The sequence below is a fragment of the Cytobacillus solani genome, assembly GCF_006704205.1.
In the GTDB taxonomy this organism is placed as follows: domain Bacteria; phylum Bacillota; class Bacilli; order Bacillales; family Cytobacillaceae; genus Cytobacillus; species Cytobacillus solani.
Map to the genome: position 1 here is coordinate 3860644 of NZ_CP041305.1, position 19153 is coordinate 3879796.

Annotated in this window: 16 protein-coding genes and 1 pseudogene; 12 read left to right on the top strand and 5 right to left on the bottom strand. The window is 37.8% G+C overall.

Going from position 1 to position 19153, the window contains the following annotated elements:
• Nucleotides 1-78 precede the first annotated feature (78 nt).
• The 3 genes from FI644_RS19375 to FI644_RS19385 all read left to right on the top strand — a co-directional run bounded on the left by FI644_RS19375 (nt 79) and on the right by FI644_RS19385 (nt 3244).
• A complete protein-coding gene (locus FI644_RS19375) occupies nt 79-465 on the top strand; it encodes a hypothetical protein (protein WP_053476588.1) in 387 nt (128 codons plus the stop codon).
• Between the two features lie 122 nt (nt 466-587).
• Nucleotides 588-1247, top strand: coding sequence for a TVP38/TMEM64 family protein (locus FI644_RS19380; protein WP_053476587.1), 660 nt, complete (start codon nt 588-590; stop codon nt 1245-1247).
• 335 nt (nt 1248-1582) lie between these two features.
• Nucleotides 1583-3244, top strand: a complete 1662-nt coding sequence (locus FI644_RS19385) for a peptide ABC transporter substrate-binding protein (RefSeq protein WP_053476586.1) — start codon at nt 1583-1585, stop codon at nt 3242-3244.
• 57 nt (nt 3245-3301) lie between these two features.
• Here FI644_RS19385 and FI644_RS19390 read toward each other — a convergent pair whose 3' ends face one another.
• Nucleotides 3302-3808: a DoxX family membrane protein gene (locus FI644_RS19390; protein ID WP_053476585.1), complete on the bottom strand. Its 507-nt coding sequence runs from the start codon at nt 3806-3808 to the stop codon at nt 3302-3304.
• A 259-nt stretch (nt 3809-4067) separates the two neighbouring features.
• Here FI644_RS19390 and FI644_RS19395 point away from each other — a divergent pair, with 259 nt between their 5' ends.
• The 8 genes from FI644_RS19395 to FI644_RS19430 all read left to right on the top strand — a co-directional run bounded on the left by FI644_RS19395 (nt 4068) and on the right by FI644_RS19430 (nt 15681).
• On the top strand, nt 4068-4295 hold the full coding sequence (locus FI644_RS19395) for a hypothetical protein (protein WP_053476584.1): 228 nt from the start codon (nt 4068-4070) through the stop codon (nt 4293-4295).
• Nucleotides 4296-4489: 194 nt separating this feature from the next.
• A complete protein-coding gene (locus FI644_RS19400) occupies nt 4490-5575 on the top strand; it encodes a SpoIIE family protein phosphatase (protein WP_053476583.1) in 1086 nt (361 codons plus the stop codon).
• Nucleotides 5576-6022, top strand: a complete 447-nt coding sequence (locus tag FI644_RS19405; protein ID WP_053476582.1) for an ATP-binding protein — start codon at nt 5576-5578, stop codon at nt 6020-6022.
• Nucleotides 6023-6035: 13 nt separating this feature from the next.
• On the top strand, nt 6036-7721 hold the full coding sequence (locus FI644_RS19410) for a methyl-accepting chemotaxis protein (protein WP_053476581.1): 1686 nt from the start codon (nt 6036-6038) through the stop codon (nt 7719-7721).
• 15 nt (nt 7722-7736) lie between these two features.
• Nucleotides 7737-8048: an STAS domain-containing protein gene (locus FI644_RS19415; RefSeq protein ID WP_197282531.1), complete on the top strand. Its 312-nt coding sequence runs from the start codon at nt 7737-7739 to the stop codon at nt 8046-8048.
• A gap of 226 nt (nt 8049-8274) precedes the next feature.
• The gene (gene gltB, locus FI644_RS19420; protein WP_142108735.1) at nt 8275-12858 is read left to right on the top strand and encodes a glutamate synthase large subunit; all 4584 of its coding nucleotides are present in this window, start codon (nt 8275-8277) and stop codon (nt 12856-12858) included.
• A gap of 16 nt (nt 12859-12874) precedes the next feature.
• A complete protein-coding gene (locus FI644_RS19425) occupies nt 12875-14353 on the top strand; it encodes a glutamate synthase subunit beta (protein WP_053476580.1) in 1479 nt (492 codons plus the stop codon).
• 26 nt (nt 14354-14379) lie between these two features.
• On the top strand, nt 14380-15681 hold the full coding sequence (locus tag FI644_RS19430; protein WP_053476579.1) for an ammonium transporter: 1302 nt from the start codon (nt 14380-14382) through the stop codon (nt 15679-15681).
• Between the two features lie 14 nt (nt 15682-15695).
• On the opposite strand, the gene FI644_RS19435 is transcribed toward FI644_RS19430, so the two are convergent.
• Both FI644_RS19435 and FI644_RS19440 read right to left on the bottom strand, forming a co-directional pair.
• Nucleotides 15696-16331, bottom strand: a complete 636-nt coding sequence (locus FI644_RS19435) for a LysE family transporter (RefSeq protein WP_053476578.1) — start codon at nt 16329-16331, stop codon at nt 15696-15698.
• 152 nt (nt 16332-16483) lie between these two features.
• Nucleotides 16484-17308 carry an aldo/keto reductase gene (locus FI644_RS19440; protein ID WP_053476577.1) on the bottom strand — a complete coding sequence of 275 codons (825 nt, stop codon included), beginning with the start codon at nt 17306-17308 and terminating at the stop codon, nt 16484-16486.
• 176 nt (nt 17309-17484) lie between these two features.
• On the opposite strand from FI644_RS19440, the gene FI644_RS19445 reads away from it, so the two are divergent.
• Entirely contained in the window at nt 17485-17793 is a 309-nt protein-coding gene (locus tag FI644_RS19445; protein ID WP_053476576.1) for a hypothetical protein, read from the top strand.
• A gap of 117 nt (nt 17794-17910) precedes the next feature.
• Here FI644_RS19445 and narI read toward each other — a convergent pair.
• Both narI and narJ read right to left on the bottom strand, forming a co-directional pair.
• Nucleotides 17911-18581, bottom strand: a pseudogene (narI, locus tag FI644_RS19450) (respiratory nitrate reductase subunit gamma).
• Nucleotides 18557-19132 carry a nitrate reductase molybdenum cofactor assembly chaperone gene (gene narJ / locus FI644_RS19455; protein WP_053476575.1) on the bottom strand — a complete coding sequence of 192 codons (576 nt, stop codon included), beginning with the start codon at nt 19130-19132 and terminating at the stop codon, nt 18557-18559. Before narJ ends, narI begins: the two are co-directional and overlap by 25 nt.
• Nucleotides 19133-19153 lie beyond the last annotated feature (21 nt).

The following is a 19153-nucleotide window of genomic DNA, read 5'->3' on the forward strand; positions in this document are numbered from 1 at the left end:
TTCATCATCTGTTCATATTCATTATATAAATTAACATTATGGAGATAGTGATAATTTATATTAAGGGAGAATCGTTTGATGAACAATAATTACAGTTTGTTATTGCTAAGATTATCAGCTTTGTTTGCATTAATTGGTGCATTCTTAGGTTCACATATGGCAGGTTCAGGCAGTTATGCCTTTAGACCAATTCATGCGCATATTTTAGTTGTTGGCTGGTTAACAATATTTGCGTGGGCCGTTTATTATAAAATATTTACACCCAAAATAGGACTGCTAGCAAAGCTTCATGTATACTCAGCTATTGTAGGTTCAATAGGGTTAACTGGGGGAATGACTATATTTATATTTAAACCTGCGTTCCTCCCTCCTATGATGAATACAATCCTATATATCACTGGCGGCTCTGTATTATTACTAAGCTTTTTATTCTTTTTTTTATTAACCTTTACTAAAGAAAAATAAGGTAGAAAAGTACTTGGATGACCAAGTGCTTTTTTATCTTTTTTTCACATCGGTTTCATCCAAATTTGATATGATGATAGTAAGACATTTTAGAATTATTTGGGGGTGGCGTTATAAAATCTTTGTATAAAATAATCATTCTATTGACAGTGCTTATCGTCGCCATTTATTTCTTGTTTCATTCAAACTTATACCACGTGTTAAAATCTGGCGAAATTGAAACAATAACAACCTTTCTCGGTGAAAATTTATATTATACACTGGGCATCACCTTTATTATCATGATCATTCAAAATTCATTTACCATTATTCCGCTTATCCTAGTTATTTCTTTAAATATTGCTTTGTATGGTTTGTATTATGGCTTTTTATGGAGCTGGATAACGAGCATAATTTCAAGCATTTTCGTTTTTCTTGGCATTCGGTTCGGTTTTCAGGATTGGATATTGAAAAAATTAAAACCAGAACTGGTAAATTTAGGAGAAAAGCATGGGTTTTTATATGTTCTTCAAGCAAGAGTCATTCCCTTTATTCCGACGAGCATTATTAATATTACTGCAGGATTAAGCCCCATTCGATTGAAGGAATTCATTACAGCTACTTCTATCGGTAATTTTATCTATTTTATCATTTTATCCCTTATTCCAGCGGGATTATTTTCAGGGAAAATAAACGAATATGTATTAGGAATTCTAGCATTCTTCTTCATATTACTTTTTTATTTAATTAAGAAATTCTATCACAAAAATAATAGGAATACAGCAGGAGAAAAGCAAGAATAAGCTTCACAAGTGCATATAATCCAAAGGTCATGGATAATATTTCTGTCAGTTTTTATTCAGAAAAACAGAAGATGAGACTGACAGATGTTTCAAAAAATTGAAAACTACTTGCATAAAGTTTTCCGACTATTTATAATAATCTTAACAGACGGAGTTTTACAAAATTGTTACAAAACTTAATCCTTTGCGACTATTTATTTACATTCGTGCTTAAAGCTAGTAATCTTCGGGACTAAACTACTAGTGAATAATTAAAATACATAAGGCATATGGTCGCGTATTAAGTGATAGCAAAGTGTAACATCCGTTTGAGATAAATTATAGGGGGGAAAATTGTGAATAAGAGATTATCGTTCTTTTTTAGTATGCTTCTTGTTCTTAGTATGTTTCTCGCTGCATGTAGCGGCGGCAAAAGCAATGAACCAGCTTCGGGAGGCGAAAAGGCTGAAGGCAATGAAAATGCTGAGGCAAAACCTGATGTACCACAAAATTTACGTGTAAACATTAATACTGAACCACCTTCACTGCATCCTGGATTAGCAAAAGATGCTACTTCTGGAACAGTACTTCGTCAAACATTCGAAGGTTTGACTAGAATTAATAAAGATGGTGCGCCTGAAGAGGCTGCTGCAGAAAAAATTGATGTTTCTGAAGATCAAACGGTTTATACTTTCACTTTACGTGATGCTACATGGTCAAATGGCGATCCTGTTATTGCAAAAGACTTTGAATATGCTTGGAAATGGGCATTAGATCCGAAAAACCAATCCGAGTATGCATACCAGCTTTATTATCTTAAAGGTGGGGAAGATGCAAACTTAAATGGCGGATCACTTGATGATGTAGGTGTTGTTGCAAAGGATGACAAAACACTTGAAGTTACTCTAGCAAATCCAACTCCTTACTTTTTAGAGTTAACAGCATTCTATACTTATCTGCCAGTTAACAGCAAAATTGCTGAAGCTAACCCTGAGTGGGCAAATGATGCAGGTGAAAACTATACGTCTAACGGACCTTTCGTTATGACTGAATGGTCTCATAGTGATAAAATCCTTCTTGAAAAGAATGACACATATTGGGATGCAGACACAGTAAAATTAGAAACAATTGAAATGATTATGATTAATGATCCAAACACGGAATTATCCATGTTCGATAACGGTGAGCTTGATTGGGCAGGTGCTCCAACAGGTGCCCTTCCAACTGATGCAATGCAGGCACTTAAAGATGATGGACGTTTAATTACTCAACCAATTGCGGGTGTTTATAACTATAAGTTCAATACAACTGAAGGACCAACTGCTAACGTAAATATTCGTAAAGCTCTTGCACATGCAATTAACCGTCAGGAATTAATTGATAATATTACTCAAGGTGCACAATTGCCGGCAATGGGGATTGTACCGCCATCTATGTTCCCTGAAAATGAAAAAGGACATTTCCCTGATAATGATGTTGATGCTGCAAAAGAATTTTTACAAAAAGGTTTAGAAGAGCTTGGCTTCAAAGATCCTTCTGAGCTTCCGGCTATTGTGCTTTCATACAACACATCTGAGGCACACCAAAAGATTGCTCAAGCAATTCAAGATATGTGGAAGAAAAACCTTGGTATTGAAGTAACTCTTGATAACCAAGAATGGGCTGTATATTTAGATAAAGTACATGCGTTAGATTACCAAGTTGCTCGTATGGGCTGGTTAGGTGACTTTAACGATGCTATCAACTTCCTCGAAATGTATCGTGATGCTGCAGGTGGTAACAATGATACAGGGTGGGAAAGCAAAGAGTTCCAAGATTTATTAGCTAAATCTGCAACTGAAGGCGACCATGATGCACGTCAGCAGTTATTAAAAGATGCTGAAAAAATATTTATGGAAGATATGCCAGTTGCACCTATCTATTTCTACACAAATAACTGGGTACAAGCTGACAATTTGAAAGATGTGGCTGTTTCTGGTCTTGGTGATGTTCAGTATAAATGGGCTTATTTCGAATAAGCACAAATGTAATAAAAGTAAAAAGGCTGTCGAGATGTCTCGACAGCCTTTTTCTTATTAAGAAGCGATAGATTCACCGGAAGAGAATCTTCCTTTCGATTGTTTACGAATAAATGGGATAACGTAACGATCGAGACCGATTTTTCCAGCGTTGAACCCAGCAATTAAGATGAAAAATGTTAACAAAACCATTTGGGCATTTGTGCTGACAGTTCCTGAGAAAAGGAATGAGAAGTTCATTAATATTCCAAAGAATGCGGCAGCAGTAGTTAAACATCCTAGAATAAGTCCAAGTCCAACTAATAGCTCACCCCACGAAACAAGGAAACTGAATAAACCAGCATTTGGTATTGCAATCCCTTCTAAGAAGCTCGCCCACCATGCTTGCACCGCAGGATGATCTCCAGTGGCGTTAGCAACTGCCCCTTGTAAGAAACCTGAAGCATCAAACCCCCCTGTCAATTTACCGTAACCAGCAGTTATCCATGAATAGCCAACATATAAACGAATAATCGTTAATATCCCTGCAGCAATTTGACTTTCTCTAATCCATTTGATAAACATAAAGATTGCTCCTTCCAAAACATATTTAAAGATTACATCTAAAAAATACCATAAATATGAATCTCGAATTAATCTTTGTGATAAAATTCACACATACGTAAAATTGTTATGAACATATTATGAACATTTTAATTTAATGATGAGAAATAAAAATCAATAGAGAAAATTAAAAAAAAATGACAATTTAGTGAGCTAAATCATTTAGTATATGCTGGAAATAGATTATAATAATTATAATTAGATGAAGGGAGGGAAAAGTTTGATACGGATAACAGCTGCTGGGATTGGGGGATTTATCCTCGTTTTCATTGAAGCCTATATAGTCTTGTTATTAAAAAGCTACCAAACAATCGATTTTGGTGGCATTGGACCGTTTGTATCTGTATGGGCGATGAACTTTTTTCTTCTATTTTCGATCTTCACTCACTTAAAGCTATGGTATGAAGAACGTGAAAAAGCAAGAGGAGAAGTAGTCCAAGAAAAATAATTGGAAAACTTTAATAATTATTTTGTTTAAGGCACTAACAGTCGTTAGTGTCTTTTTTTCACTTGTTATACATAATTTATTGAAATGATTGTGAACTCTGTTTGTAAAGATATGAAAAATAGGTAAAAAGTAATAAAATAATTTAATGGGAAAAATCGACAAAGAAGGTGTAGGAAATAGCAATAGAAAAAAACATGGATCATAGAGGGAACAATGATGATTTACATAAACTGCTTACTTCCTCAAATGTCGTTTATTCAGTATTCCAAGGAATGAAAGAAGGCCTAGTTATTACAGATATAAATGCAAATATCCTAAATGTCAATCAAGCATATTGCACGATTACAGGCTATTCTGTACAAGAATTAATAGGGAAAAATCTTAATATTATTAAATCTAACCTTCATGATCAAGCCTTTTACCGTGAATTATGGAAGAGGATTACTTCGGAAGGGAGATGGGAAGGAGAGATATGGAATCGGCATAAAAGTGGTCGTTTGTTTCTTCAAAAGCTAAGCATCATTGCTGTTAGAGATAAGCAAGATACTATTAACCAATACGTGGGGGTTGTGTCCGACATCTCAGAGGAAGAAAAATTGCGTAAGGATATCGTAAGAACCGGTATGCTGCAAAGAACCTTGCTCCCTTCACCAATGAATATAAAAATGCTAGAAATCGAAACTGTTTTCAGGCCGTTAAATTATCTTGGAGGCGATTTCTTTGATTATTACTGGGACCCTGAAAAAAGGATTTTATCTGGTTATATCATCGATATAATGGGTCATGGGGTAACTGCTTCTTTCCAAAATTCAGTATTACGAGTCTTGTTCCGTCAAAACTTTGATCACAATCGTACGCTAGTAGAGGTACTGAAGACCATTAACCAAGAGTCAATGAGCTATTTTTTAGAAGATACTTTTGCTGCGGCTCTTTGTTTCAGAATTAATTTAGAAGATGGTCTATTGACATATGCCTGTGCAGGAATAAATAAATTTATTAAATGTCAATCAAATGGTAAATTAAAGGTTATCAAACAGCCTGGCCCATATTTGGGAATATTGAGTGATCCTGTTTTTGATGAGATAACAGAGGAGATTAAAATGGGAGAATTACTGTTTTTCATGACTGATGGTTTTATGGATATTTTTGAAATGAATAATCCATTAAATGCAAATGACTTAAAAGGATATATGAACAAGTTAAGAAGGATTAGCATTTCCGATTTAAAAGATGATGCATCCGCCATCGGAGTCTTGGTAAAACAAGTTGGAGGGGGATGAATGAATACACTTCAGCTTAGATTTCGTACACATGAAGAATTTCGTCAGCTTCGTTCTTTAATTAAAGCAGATGTGCAGCACATTTTTGGTGATAAAGATTCTTTTCTAATGGAAGTGGCAATTAATGAAGCGGTAAATAATGCCCTATGTTCTACCCATTCGCGGAAACCAATTACATTGAGTATGAGAGTTACCGCTGGCAATCGTCTCGTTATTCGAATTAAAGATTCAGGTGCGGGTTTTAATGTTAGAAAAGCACTAGAAGAGATGGCAAGTTGCCCAGAGTTATTATTTGAGAAAAATTTAACGAGTGAATGTGGGAGAGGGCTTAGCATCATAAGAATGGCTTCTGATAAAATGATTTATAATCGAAAAGGTAATGAATTGCTTCTAATGAAATACATAAGACAGAATGTAATAAAAAAGTCCAAAACAAAAAAGCGTTGAGGTGCTCAGATAGATGTCGAAGTTAACCAAGAAACTCCTATTTTCGTATTTTATTATTGTTGTTATGATGGCCGGACTTGGCGTTACAGCAGTATCGACACTCTCCTCAGTAAATGATAATGGAATATTAATGCATGAGGACAGTGTTGTTCCGTTAAGTCAAATTGCTGAAATAGCCAAGTATTCAGAGAATACTAGAGTTCAAATGGTAACAGCCGGAAATACAAAGGATCCTGCTCTAACAACGATTGCTGAGGAAAATATTGCCTATATAAGTGAACTAATTAGTGAATACGAAAAAGGCAGCATGAAGTCAATTGAAAAGAAAAAGTTTGATGAGTTTCAAACGAATTGGACGTTGTTTACAGATCGTGTCGCAAAAAATATTTCCCTTATTAGAAATGGGAAGTATGAGGAAGCAAATGAAGGATTAAAGCTAGGTAGGGAACCTTTTACTCTTGCTAGTGAGAACTTAAAAGAGCTGATCGTAATCAAGAAACAAGTTGCTGAAGATTTAATTAGGCAAAGTGAGAAAGAATATGTTCAATCAAGAATAACATTATTAATTATTGTTCTATTTGCTGTTGTATTAGCAATTGGAATTGGATTATTTGAAGGGAAAATGATTGCCCAGCCAGTAAAAAAAATATCTGAAAGAGCCTTCAAGATAGCTAATGGAGATTTGACGGGTGAAGCGATTCAAGTGAAAAATAAGGATGAAATTGGTGATCTTGCACGCTCATTTAATGAGATGAATACATCTTTGCGAAAAGTAGTTTCTTCTGTTTATCAGTCTTCGAATGAATTATCAGCATTTTCAGACGAAATGGCGGCATCAAGCGAACAAGTAGCTGCTTCAGCTACAGAGGTGTCAGTTTCAATGAATCAAGTAGCTGAGAACACTGAAAAAGGAAACCAATCAGTCATGGATGTAACGAAGGTTTTGTTAGAGCTATCCTCTCTCATCCAAATTGCTAAGGGAAAAGCTTCATCAGCTTTACTCAATTCAAAATCTACCTATGAGACTGCAAGCGAAGGCAAGGAAATTGTAAATGAATCCATTCATAAAATGGAAACCATTAAAAGAAGAACAATAGAAACAGAAGGACTTATTCAGCGATTAGATCAGTATTCCATCGAAATCGGACATATAACGCAAATGATAACAAGCATAGCTGATCAAACGAATCTTCTAGCGTTAAATGCTTCCATTGAAGCTGCAAGAGCAGGGGACCAGGGACGTGGGTTTGCAGTTGTTGCAGAAGAAGTACGTAAATTGGCAGAACAATCCAATGATGGAGCACATCAAGTAGGAGAGCTTGTAAGGAAAATCTCTGGCAGCACGGGTGAAGCGGTACAAGCAATGCAGCAGAATAGAATGGAGGTTGAGCATGGGGTGAAAATTGTAGCTAGTGCCGGTCATGCACTAGATCGCATACTTTCAGCTGTTTCTGTCACATCAAAGGAAGTAGATGGGATTACAGATGTAACAGATGAAGAAGTGGCAAGCTCTGAAAAAATTGTTTCACTTATTGATGAGCTATCAACCGTAATGGAAAATACTACTGCGAAAACAGAAGAAGTCTCCATTGCGACCGAAGAATCGACAGCGGCAATTGAGACATTATCGGGGAGTGCAGAGGAAGTAAGTGCGATGGCCATGGAACTAAAAACATCCGTACAAATTTTTAAAATATAAGGAGATTAACCGGCCATGATGAAGAATATGGAGATTTCATCAACTACACCAACTAGGATAAAGGTTGTTTTGGAAGGGGATTTATATGTTGAAGAGGCGGCAGAATTACGTGAACGACTTCTTCGGCAGCTAGATAAAGGTATTCATACGATGGATATAGAGATAGGCGGATTAAACTATATAGATAGTTCAGGCTTAGGTGTGCTCATTGCTCTTCATAAAAGATGTACACAAAAGGGAGGGGCATTGACAATAAAAGGTGTCCGCGGGAAAATAAAGGAACTGTTTGAACTAACTAGATTAAATAAAGTATTTGATATGGAATAAAAAAGCTGTGATGGATGAATGTGTAAGAACAATTCATCCAACACAGCTTTTTTTATTGAAAAAGTTAATTAATCTAAAAGTTAGATTGATTTCATATAAAATACGTATTGATTAGATTGATTGTAGAATATACAATGTAAAAATAAGAAAATTATAAATATTTAATCAGATTATTAATTAAAAAGTAATCTTTTATTTTTAATAATCATCAAGAAAGGGTGAAATGATGAAAAATAACATGATTCCTTTGAAACAAGGTTTATATGATCCGGTGTTTGAACATGATGCATGCGGAATCGGCTTTATTGCCAATGTAAATGGCTGTATATCCAATCAAATAATTAGGCAGGGATTATCGATGCTTAACCGGTTAGAGCATCGAGGAGGTCAAGGAAGTGACCCGGCCACTGGAGATGGGGCAGGTATCATGACTCAGCTTCCCCATCAGTTTTTCTTAACGAAATGTGTGAAGATGAGCATTCCTGAAATCGGAAATTATGGGGTTGGAATGATCTTCTTACCGCAAAAGCCACAATGGCGAGAGCGCTGTGAACATGTATTAAAAGAAATCATTGAGGAAGAAGGCCAACAATTATTAGGGTGGAGAACGGTGCCAACCGATGATTCCACTCTTGGAACTTCTGCGAAAAAAAGTCAGCCATATATTCGCCAAGTGTTTATTGGGAAATCGGATAAAGAAATGGAAGATGCTTCATTCGAAAGAAGGCTCTATGTTATCCGAAAAAGAACGGAAAAAGCCATTCAAGAAAAACAATTGGCCGGAAATGAAATATTCTATTTTTCCAGTCTCTCTTCCCGTACGATTGTTTACAAAGGGATGCTGACTCCCGAACAGCTGGATACTTATTATGTTGATCTGCAAGAGGAAACGTTTGAATCATCCTTTTCTCTTGTCCATTCAAGATTTAGTACGAATACCTTTCCAAGTTGGGAAAGGGCACATCCAAATCGATATTTAATTCATAATGGAGAAATAAATACGGTAAATGGGAACGTCAATTGGATGAAGGCACGTGAAAAAATAATTGAATCTTCAGTTTTTGAAACAGAAATAAGTGAAATATTGCCTATTATTGATTTAGAAGGCAGTGACTCTTCATCATTTGATAATTGTTTAGAATTTTTAGTGTTATCTGGGCGCTCCCTACCTCATGCAGCATTGATGATGGTACCTGAACCTTGGGAAAAAGACGAAGGAATGGAGGATTCATTAAAAGCATTTTATGAATATCACAGCCATTTGATGGAGCCATGGGATGGACCTGCAGCTTTTGCTTTTACGGATGGTAAGCAAATCGGCGCGATGCTTGATCGCAATGGTCTTCGTCCAGCACGCTATTATGTAACAGCAGATGATTCGATCATATTCTCATCTGAGGCAGGAGTCATTGATATAGAGCCTGATTTAATTATTCAAAAAGGCAGATTAAGTCCTGGAGAAATGCTATTAGTAGATTTACAAAAAGGTCGAATTCTATTGAATGAGGAAATAAAACGAAACATGGCTAAGAGCTCTCCCTACCGCAAATGGTTAGATGAGAAGCAAATTCATTTGAATGGGCTCATGGAAGTGAAAGAGTCTCACCAGAAAAACAGCTTTAAGCTGTCACAGTTTCAACGAGCATTCGGATACACGTATGAAGAATTGACAAAGCATATTGAACCAATGGCGATAGAAGGAAAAGAGCCTGTTGGTTCTATGGGAAATGATACACCATTAGCTATTCTCTCCAATCGATCACAGCTTTTGTACAATTACTTTAGACAGCTGTTTGCCCAAGTGACGAATCCTCCAATTGATGCCATACGTGAGGCATTTGTTACCTCAACAATCACTCTGCTAGGTGGTGAAGGGAATTTGCTTAATCCAACATCAGAAAGCTGCCGCCGCATTCGGATGGAGACGCCCATTTGCACGGAGGATCAGCTTAACCGGCTACGCCATAATCCCTTTGATTCATTTAAAACCGAAACATTTCCTATTATATTTGATATTAATAATGAGGAACGAGGCTTAGAAAAGGCATTAAATCATTTATTTTTTTCGGTTGATCAAGCGGTTAAAAGTGGGGTCTCCATCATTATTTTGTCTGATCGTAATATGGATAAAACTGCTGCAGCCATTCCAGCACTGCTTGCGGTTAGCGGGCTTCATCATCATTTAGTACGACAAGGAACTAGAACAAAAGTAAGTATTATCGTAGAAACAGGGGAGGCGCGAGATGCTCATCATTTTTGTATGCTGATCGGATATGGGGCTGATGCAGTTAATCCTTATCTTGTATTTCAGACGATTAGAAATATGCTAGATAGCAGGAAAAATCAAACATTAGATACCTTTGAAGCAATAGAGAACTATATTCAAGCTGCAACGAATGGAGTGGTAAAGGTCCTATCTAAAATGGGGATTTCTACTATTCAAAGTTATCGAGGTGCACAAATTTTTGAGTCTGTTGGGATTGATTCTCACGTTATTGATAAGTATTTTACTGGAACACCAGCAAGATTAGGTGGATTGAAACTTGAAGCAATTGCGAAAGAAACGCTGCTTCGACATGCTGAAGCATTCCATTTGAAGAATAAAAAAGATTCATTAGAGAGCGGCAGTGACTTTCAATGGCGTCAAGGAGGGGAAGCCCATGCTTTTCGTCCAGAAACCATACATCTTCTGCAGCATGCATGCCGTACAAATGATTATCAGCTTTATAAAAAATATGCAGAACTGGCCAATGAAGAACAACTTATATTCTTGCGTGGGATGTTGGGATTTAGAAAGTCTTCACCGATTCCTATAAATGAAGTGGAAAGTATTGAATCCATTTGCAGACGTTTTAAAACGGGGGCGATGTCATATGGTTCTTTAAGTCAAGAGGCACATGAAACAATCGCAATTGCAATGAACCGGATTGGCGGCAAAAGCAATAGCGGGGAAGGGGGAGAACATCCTGATCGCTGTATTCCTGATGAAAATGGCGATAGAAGAGGAAGTGCGATTAAGCAAGTCGCTTCAGGAAGATTTGGTGTATCAAGTCATTATTTAGTTCATGCCGAGGAAATTCAAATTAAGATGGCTCAAGGGGCAAAGCCGGGTGAAGGAGGCCATTTACCTGGGAGCAAAGTATATCCTTGGATTGCAGAGGTGCGAGGTTCTACACCAGGTGTTGGTCTAATTTCACCACCGCCGCACCATGATATCTATTCAATAGAAGACCTCGCCCAGTTGATTCATGATTTAAAAAATGCCAATCCGCAGGCAAGAATTAGTGTCAAGCTAGTCTCGAAGGCGGGTGTTGGCACAATTGCAGCAGGTGTTGCAAAGGGGCTGGCAGATGTCATTTTGATCAGCGGATCTGAAGGAGGTACGGGTGCTGCACCGAAAACGAGCATCAAGCATACAGGTATCCCTTGGGAGATTGGACTTGCAGAAACGCATCAAACCTTGATACTAAATGGACTAAGAGACAGGGTTGCAATAGAAGCGGATGGGAAAATGATGACAGGCCGTGATATTGTCATAGCAACTCTTCTAGGGGCAGAGGAATTCGGTTTCGGAACAGCGCCCCTCGTTGTCCTAGGCTGTGTTCTTGTTCGAGCTTGTCATTTAAATACTTGTCCTGTTGGGATTGCTACCCAAGACCCAGAACTGCGCAAAAAATTCCATGGGGAAGCGGAATATCTCGTTAATTTCATGCGATTTATTGCGAAGGATGTTCGTGAAATTATGGCAGGGCTTGGATTTAGAACAATTAATGAAATGGTTGGGCAAACAAATAGACTAATGCAGATAGATAAATCAAAAATACATTGGAAAACAAAAGACTTGGATCTTTCAACAATATTATATGAGCCAAATGATTTAAATAATGGGGGATCGTATAATCAAAGGCGACAAAATCACAAGCTTGAACATTCTCTTGATCAGAAAGAGCTTCTCGCTGTTTGTCAGCCTGCAATTACACAAAAAAAGAAAGTAAAAGCAAGTTTTCCCATTCAAAATATACACCGGACAGTGGGCACGTTAGTAGGAAGTGAAATAACAAAACAATATGGGCAAGCTGGTCTTCCCGAAGATACGATTGATTTGCAATTTTCGGGAGCTGCTGGTCAAAGCTTTGGTGCCTTTTTACCGAAAGGGGTTACGTTAACTCTTGAAGGCGAAGCGAATGATTATGTCGGCAAAGGGTTATCTGGTGGAAAAATCATTGTAAAGCCATCAGTAAAATCTGTTTTTATCCCTGAAGAGAATATGATTATCGGAAATGTTGCCTTCTATGGAGCGACATCTGGTGAAGCGTACATTCGTGGTTTAGCAGGTGAGCGTTTTTGTGTGAGGAATAGTGGTGTACATGCGGTTGTAGAGGGAATGGGCGATCATGGCTGTGAATATATGACAGGGGGGCGTGTTGCTGTCCTTGGTCCGGTTGGCAAAAATTTTGCAGCTGGAATGTCTGGCGGGATAGCTTATGTCTTTGCGGAGGAGTATGAAAGCTTTTATAAAAAATGCAATCGGTGTTTAGTTTACTTGGAGCCGCTTGAAAAATGGGAAGAAGTAGATGAGCTTAAGCAGCTGATTCAAAACCATCACATGTATACCAATAGTTCACGAGCTCAATATATTCTCCAACATTGGAATGACCTATTATCGACATGGGTAAAAGTGATCCCGAAGGAATATAAACGTGCTGTTCAAAAAGAGGACCGAAATCAAAAGAGGGCAGAAAGATTAGCTGATGTTTTTAATCCGAATCAAGCAGATCCGATATCAAGAACTTTAAGCTTAATGAATTAAAGAAAGGAGTGCATCGATGGGGAAGCATACTGGTTTTATTGAATATGACAGGAAAGTCCCGATAGAAAGAAAACCAAGCGACCGCTTGAACGACTGGAGTGAATATCAGCTGCTTCTTTCGAAAGAAAACTTGGAAATACAAGGTGCACGATGTATGGATTGTGCTACTCCGTTTTGTCATACAGGGATTCAATTAGGAAGATCAATGATAGGGTGCCCAACAAATAATTTAATTCCAGAATGGAATGATCTTATTTACCGTGGAAGATGGAAGGAAGCACTTGAGAGGCTAGTCAAAACAAATAATTTTCCCGAGTTCACAGGTCGTGTATGCCCAGCTCCATGTGAAGGATCCTGTACAGTTGCTATCAATGATTCAGCCGTTGCCATAAAAAGCATTGAACGGGCAATTATTGATAAAGGTTTCGCAGAAGGGTGGATTACTCCAAACCCGCCAGCAATCCGCACTGGTAAGACAGTTGCAATAGTCGGTTCAGGTCCAGCAGGGCTTGCATGTGCAGATCAATTGAACAAAATGGGGCATTCAGTGACTGTTTTTGAACGTTCAGATCGGATAGGCGGATTGCTCATGTATGGCATCCCGAATATGAAGCTTGAAAAAGATATTGTTGAGCGAAGAGTGTGTTTATTAGAAGCTGAAGGCATACTGTTTGTTGCAAATACGGAAATTGGAAAAGACATTCAAGCAAACGAATTACGCGAGAGTTTTGATGCAGTAATTCTATGTACCGGTGCACATAAACCACGAGACTTATTTATAGAAGGAAGAGAGCTAAAGGGAATCTATTTTGCTATGGATTATTTAACAGCAAATACGAAAAGTCTGCTAGATTCTAATTTGGCGGATCAAGCTTATCTTTCGGCAGAAGGAAAGGATGTCGTTGTCATTGGCGGAGGCGATACAGGGGCAGACTGTATCGCAACTGCCTTACGACATAAGTGTAAAAGGATTGTACAGTTCGGGAAGCATCCGCAGCTCCCAATGGAGCGTACAGCTGCTAATCCGTGGCCCGAATTTCCAAATACCTTCTCGTTGGATTATGCATATGAAGAAGCGAGTGTACAAACAGGTAAGGACCCAAGGGAATATTCAATTTTAACGAAGAGATTTATTGGCGATGGCAGCGGGCGTGTAAAAGAGCTGCACACAGTACAAATAGAGACAACAACGGACCAGCATGGAAATACTTTTATTCGTGAAATCCCCGGGAGTGAAAAAATATGGCCCGCAGATCTTGTACTAATTGCCATTGGATTCAGTGGCCCAGAAGAGGAAGTGCTTCAAGCATTTGCACTCAAACAAGATAAACATCAGAAAATAAAGGCAACGAAAGAAAAGTATGCAACAAATAATGATGGAGTATTTATGGCTGGCGATGTGCGAAGAGGTCAAAGTTTAGTTGTCTGGGCGATCCAAGAAGGGAGGGAAGCTGCTATAGCATGTGATCGTTACATGATGAGCAAGTTAGATTAGTCAAATAAAAAAATGGAGGAATGAGAATGGCTGAATTATTTTTAGTAAACAGTTTATGGATTATGTTAGGTGCAATTTTGGTCATTTTCATGCAGGGTGGGTTTATTTTATTAGAAGCAGGATCAACTAGGATGAAAAATGCTGGTCATATTGCAGGTAAGACCATATTTTCTTTCGGTATTGCCTCTATTATTTTTTGGGCAGTTGGCTACGGTTTTATTTTTGGCAGCAATGGAAACTTTTTTGTAGGTATGTCTGACTTTTTCTATTCAGGACAAGAAACGGGAGAAGCTAGTTATTCTAAGGCTGCATTCTTCGTTTTTCAGCTTGCGTTTGCAGGAATTGCCTTAACCATTGCATTTGGCGGCTTTGCAGAGCGGGCGAAGTTATCGGTATATCTTATTTTCGCCCTTATTTTTTCAAGCATCATTTATCCGATTGTTGCACATTGGATATGGGGAGGAGGCTGGCTGGCAGAGCATGGGAAACAAGATTTTGCTGGTTCGACAGTTGTTCATTTAACAGGGGCGATGGCTGCTCTTGCAGCAACCATTCTATTAAAGCCGCGTATTGGAAAATACAATAAGGATGGCTCTGCAAATAATCTTCATGGTCACAACCAGGTATTCACTGCTTTAGGCGTACTGATTTTGTGGATTGGCTGGTTTGGCTTTAATGCAGGAAGTACTTTAGGAGTTGAAGGAGGATTCTTTGGATTTATTGCATTAAATACAAATTTGGCTGCAGCTGCAGGTGCTATCAGTGCTTTGCTTATTTCATGGGCAATGATGGGAAAATCGGATGTTCCGACAATGTTGAATGGGGCATTGGCAGGACTCGTTGCCATTACAGCCTCATGTGCATTTGTTGAAACATGGGCAGCGGTTGTTATTGGGATCATTGCCGGATTATTAGTTTTTTACGGAGCCAGGCTTGTTGAAAAACTAAAGATTGATGATCCGATTTTTGCACTTTCCGTCCATGGCATAGCAGGTATATGGGGAACTTTATCTACAGGATTGTTTGCTACACCTGAATTAGCATCAGTTGGCAAACCAGGCTTGTTTTATGGTGGCGGGCTTTCACAGCTATGGGTCCAACTAATGGGTGTGACTGTATCAGCGGTTTTTGCTTTTACTGTCTCATTCACTGCATTATTTGTAATGAAAAAAGTAATGAATGGTATCCGAGTGACAAAAGAAGAAGAATTAATGGGCTTAGATTTAAGTGAACATGGCAGTTACGGATACCCTGAAGAATTTACAAAAAAGGAACAAAAAAACTCGAATGATTTAATTGTGCAACCAACATTGAATACTCAGTCTTAAAAAGTTATATTGGATTAGCCTGTAAGTAAACTCACTATTCCTTGATAGCCAAAATAAAGTCCAAAACCAATTAAGGAAAAACCAGAAATAATTGAAATCATTTTAAGGCTTCTGCTATTTAGAAATCTTCTAAAACCAGTAGTCAGCCCAGCAACAAGAATATCCCAAAGTGTTAAACCGAGAAATATCATACTGCTGTAAATTAATAGCGATGCGGTTCCATTCGTTTGCGCCGTTTTTGCCAAGACTGAACCATAAATGCCTAGCCAAAAGAGAATCGACATAGGGCTTGTAATTGACATAATAAATCCTGTAAAAAAACATTTCATAATTGATTCTTTTCCTCTGCTATCAGCTAGAGTAATTGAGCCTGCTCCGATGATACTTTCAATGCCAGAATAGAAAAGGATAAATCCGCCGAATAACCAGAGAAAGATTTGGACGATAGGAATCTCAAGAAAATGAACCATTCCTAAATAAACGATCATCATGAAGATGCCATCCGCGATCATTGAACCAGCACCAACCATCCATGCATGCCAAAATCCGTTTTTTATCCCTTTATCTAAACGTGCAGAATTTACCGGACCAATCGGAGCTGCTAGGGTAAATCCTAATAAAATATAGCTAAGTAAGATACTGCTATTCAAACATCCACCACTCCACTCAGAATAGAGTTCTATAACTTGTACATTTTATGTGTCAATTCGGACGATATGACAACTAGTCCAACAAATATTCATGAAAAAAAGACCTTACGTTGAAGGTCTTTTTTCATTGTGTTTAGCATTTATTTTATTTTTTATCTCATATTCATTTCGCTTGGTTTTGGTCCTTTGCGTTCGTTGCGATTTAGCTTATTGATTTCTTCCATTTCGTTTGCAGAAAGTTCAAAATCAAATACATTGAAGTTTTCCTCAATTCTAGCTGGTGTTACAGATTTTGGAATGACAATGGTGTTATTTTGTAAGTGCCAGCGCAAGACGATTTGTGCTGGTGATTTCCCATGGTCTTTTGCAATTTTTTGAATGATTTCTTCGTTTAGCACTTCGCCGCCTTGTTGTAATGGACTCCATGCTTCGACAAAAATTTCATGCTTCGCACAAAAGTCTTTCAGCTCTTTTTGATCAAGGTACGGATGACACTCAATTTGGTTAAGGACTGGCTTGACATCACATTCTTTTAAAATACGCTCTAGATGTTCGATGTCAAAGTTACACACCCCAATCGCTTTCACACGTCCAGCATGATAAAGTTTTTCTAAAGCCTTATATGTATCAACATATTGATCGAACTCTGGCGTTGGCCAATGAATCAAGTATAGGTCAACATAATCAAGGCCAAGCTTTTCTAAGCTTTCATCAAATGCACGTAATGTATTTTCATACCCTTGATCACTATTCCAAACTTTTGTAGTAATAAAAAGCTCTTCACGTGGAACAGAGGAAGCTTGAATGGCTTTTCCGACCCCACTTTCATTCTGATAAATCATTGCAGTATCAATAGACGTATAGCCCACTTCAATTGCCTTGGCTACGGCAACCTCTGCTTGTTCATTTTCCACTTGCCATACACCGAAACCAAGCTGCGGCATTTTTAATCCATTATTTAAGGTTACAAAATTCATCAAAATGTCTCCTTTATAACTTATTTCCCTTCAATTGCAGTATTAGGATAACAATTTGGGATAGAAATATCAAATAATTGAAACGATAAAAGGAGTAAATATTTCAAGTTTAGGATGAAGAAAAAAGCGCAAATTAATATTGCCTTGTTAAAAATATGATTAGGAGGGCGCTTGTTATGAAGAAAAAATTACTAGCTACAGTTGTAACTGCTGTATTTTCATTAGGTGTATTATCTGCTTGTGGTGTAAATAACAACAGAATGAACGATACAGAGGATGTAAACTATCGACCTGTTCGATATGAACAGAATAATAATGATCGATTGGATCCTGCAGACTCAAATATGAATCCGGCTAGAGATAATCCAAATAATAGGGATAACAACCGTGGATTGTTAAATGATGTACAGCAAAATGACCGGTTATATAATGATGGCAGAAACCATCAAAATCCTGGGACAGGCGGTACGATGAGAGGGCAATAAACGTATGGGAGCTGTGGAAAGAACTCGGTGAGAATTGTAGGCTAATTGAAATGAATAAACAGGTTTTAATTAACCTGTTTATTCATTGGTTTTCTATTGGCCAACATGAATATTTTTCTACATATGTTCATGTCTCGGTCTGCGTTTACGATAAATAACATAGCTTCGAGTTAAATATCGAACCGGCACACTAAATACATGTACAAGACGTGTGAATGGCCATGCGGCAATTAAACCAAATGCTGCGAGCAAATGAATTTTGAACCAAACGGGAACATCTATTAATAGGCTTGAATCAGCACGGAAGATGGTCCAATTGTTGTCCGATAATCAAATCCGTGGGAATTAATATTTGAAAAAGTGGCAGACATGCCTGATAAAATGACAATAAGTAAACAAAAAAGAGAAACCCAATCACCTTTTGTACTATTTGCAATAAGTCTGCGTACAGTCATCCAGCGGTAAAGGAGAATGAATATCCCAAAGGTAGCAGCAATTCCAGCAGGGATTCCCCCTATAAGAGCAATCGTATGGTACTGATGCATAGAAATCCCCATAGTTTCATACACACCAATAGGAATTAACATCCCCATTACATGCCCGCCGAAAACAAGGATGATTCCCCAATAAAATAGATTGCTGCCAAATCGAAGGAGTCTCTTTTCCAACAATTCGCTTGATTTGGATGTCCATCCAAATTGGTCGTTTTGATAGCGATAGATATGTCCGCCGATAAATATAGTCAGAACAATATAGGGGAGGACTATCCAGAGAAACTGGTCGAGCATAGTGCTGCACTCCTTCTTGCAGTTTTGGTAATTCCAATCGCCTCAAGAGCTAATATAATGGCTTTCATTATGTGCCCATAATGATTATCTTCTGGGTTAATATTTTCAGAAATTTCCTTTATGCTTGCAAAGTATCTGGAGAAAACAGGCATTATTGTTTCTTGGTCTACATGGCTTGCAAATTCAAGCATAATCGGCAGATAGTCTGGAAGTTCTTGATCAGTTATATCAAACCCATGTATTTTGTAATAATTTTTTAAAAAAAGGAGATCCATTCCTCGTTCACGTTGTTCTCCATTTGACATATACGTGACATATAGATTGGTTTTCTTGCCAAAATCAAACGTATTTATATACACAGAAATCAGTTCAGACGGCGACATCTGTTTGCATTTTTGAATAAACTTTAATAACTCCTCTTTAATAAAAGGAAAAGTGGGGGAATCAATATCCTCGTTTAGGTCATCAATAGAATCAAGAAATTCTTTATTCGGATAGCTTAATAAATAGGAACAAACTTGAAAAGTTTGTTGAATTTCATGAAAAATCATTTGTTTGCCACCTGCTTCCTA

Bases quoted from the DNA above. Each gene is read 5' to 3' on its own strand.
- FI644_RS19375 (WP_053476588.1), top strand. From the start codon at position 79: ATGAACAATAATTACAGTTTGTTATTGCTAAGATTATCAGCTTTGTTT.
- FI644_RS19390 (WP_053476585.1), bottom strand. From the start codon at position 3,808: ATGTTTATCAAATGGATTAGAGAAAGTCAAATTGCTGCAGGGATATTA.
- FI644_RS19400 (WP_053476583.1), top strand. From the start codon at position 4,490: ATGGATCATAGAGGGAACAATGATGATTTACATAAACTGCTTACTTCC.
- FI644_RS19405 (WP_053476582.1), top strand. From the start codon at position 5,576: ATGAATACACTTCAGCTTAGATTTCGTACACATGAAGAATTTCGTCAG.
- FI644_RS19410 (WP_053476581.1), top strand. From the start codon at position 6,036: ATGTCGAAGTTAACCAAGAAACTCCTATTTTCGTATTTTATTATTGTT.
- FI644_RS19415 (WP_197282531.1), top strand. From the start codon at position 7,737: ATGATGAAGAATATGGAGATTTCATCAACTACACCAACTAGGATAAAG.
- gltB (WP_142108735.1), top strand. From the start codon at position 8,275: ATGAAAAATAACATGATTCCTTTGAAACAAGGTTTATATGATCCGGTG.
- FI644_RS19425 (WP_053476580.1), top strand. From the start codon at position 12,875: ATGGGGAAGCATACTGGTTTTATTGAATATGACAGGAAAGTCCCGATA.
- FI644_RS19430 (WP_053476579.1), top strand. From the start codon at position 14,380: ATGGCTGAATTATTTTTAGTAAACAGTTTATGGATTATGTTAGGTGCA.
- FI644_RS19440 (WP_053476577.1), bottom strand. From the start codon at position 17,308: ATGAATTTTGTAACCTTAAATAATGGATTAAAAATGCCGCAGCTTGGT.
- FI644_RS19445 (WP_053476576.1), top strand. From the start codon at position 17,485: ATGAAGAAAAAATTACTAGCTACAGTTGTAACTGCTGTATTTTCATTA.
- narJ (WP_053476575.1), bottom strand. From the start codon at position 19,132: ATGATTTTTCATGAAATTCAACAAACTTTTCAAGTTTGTTCCTATTTA.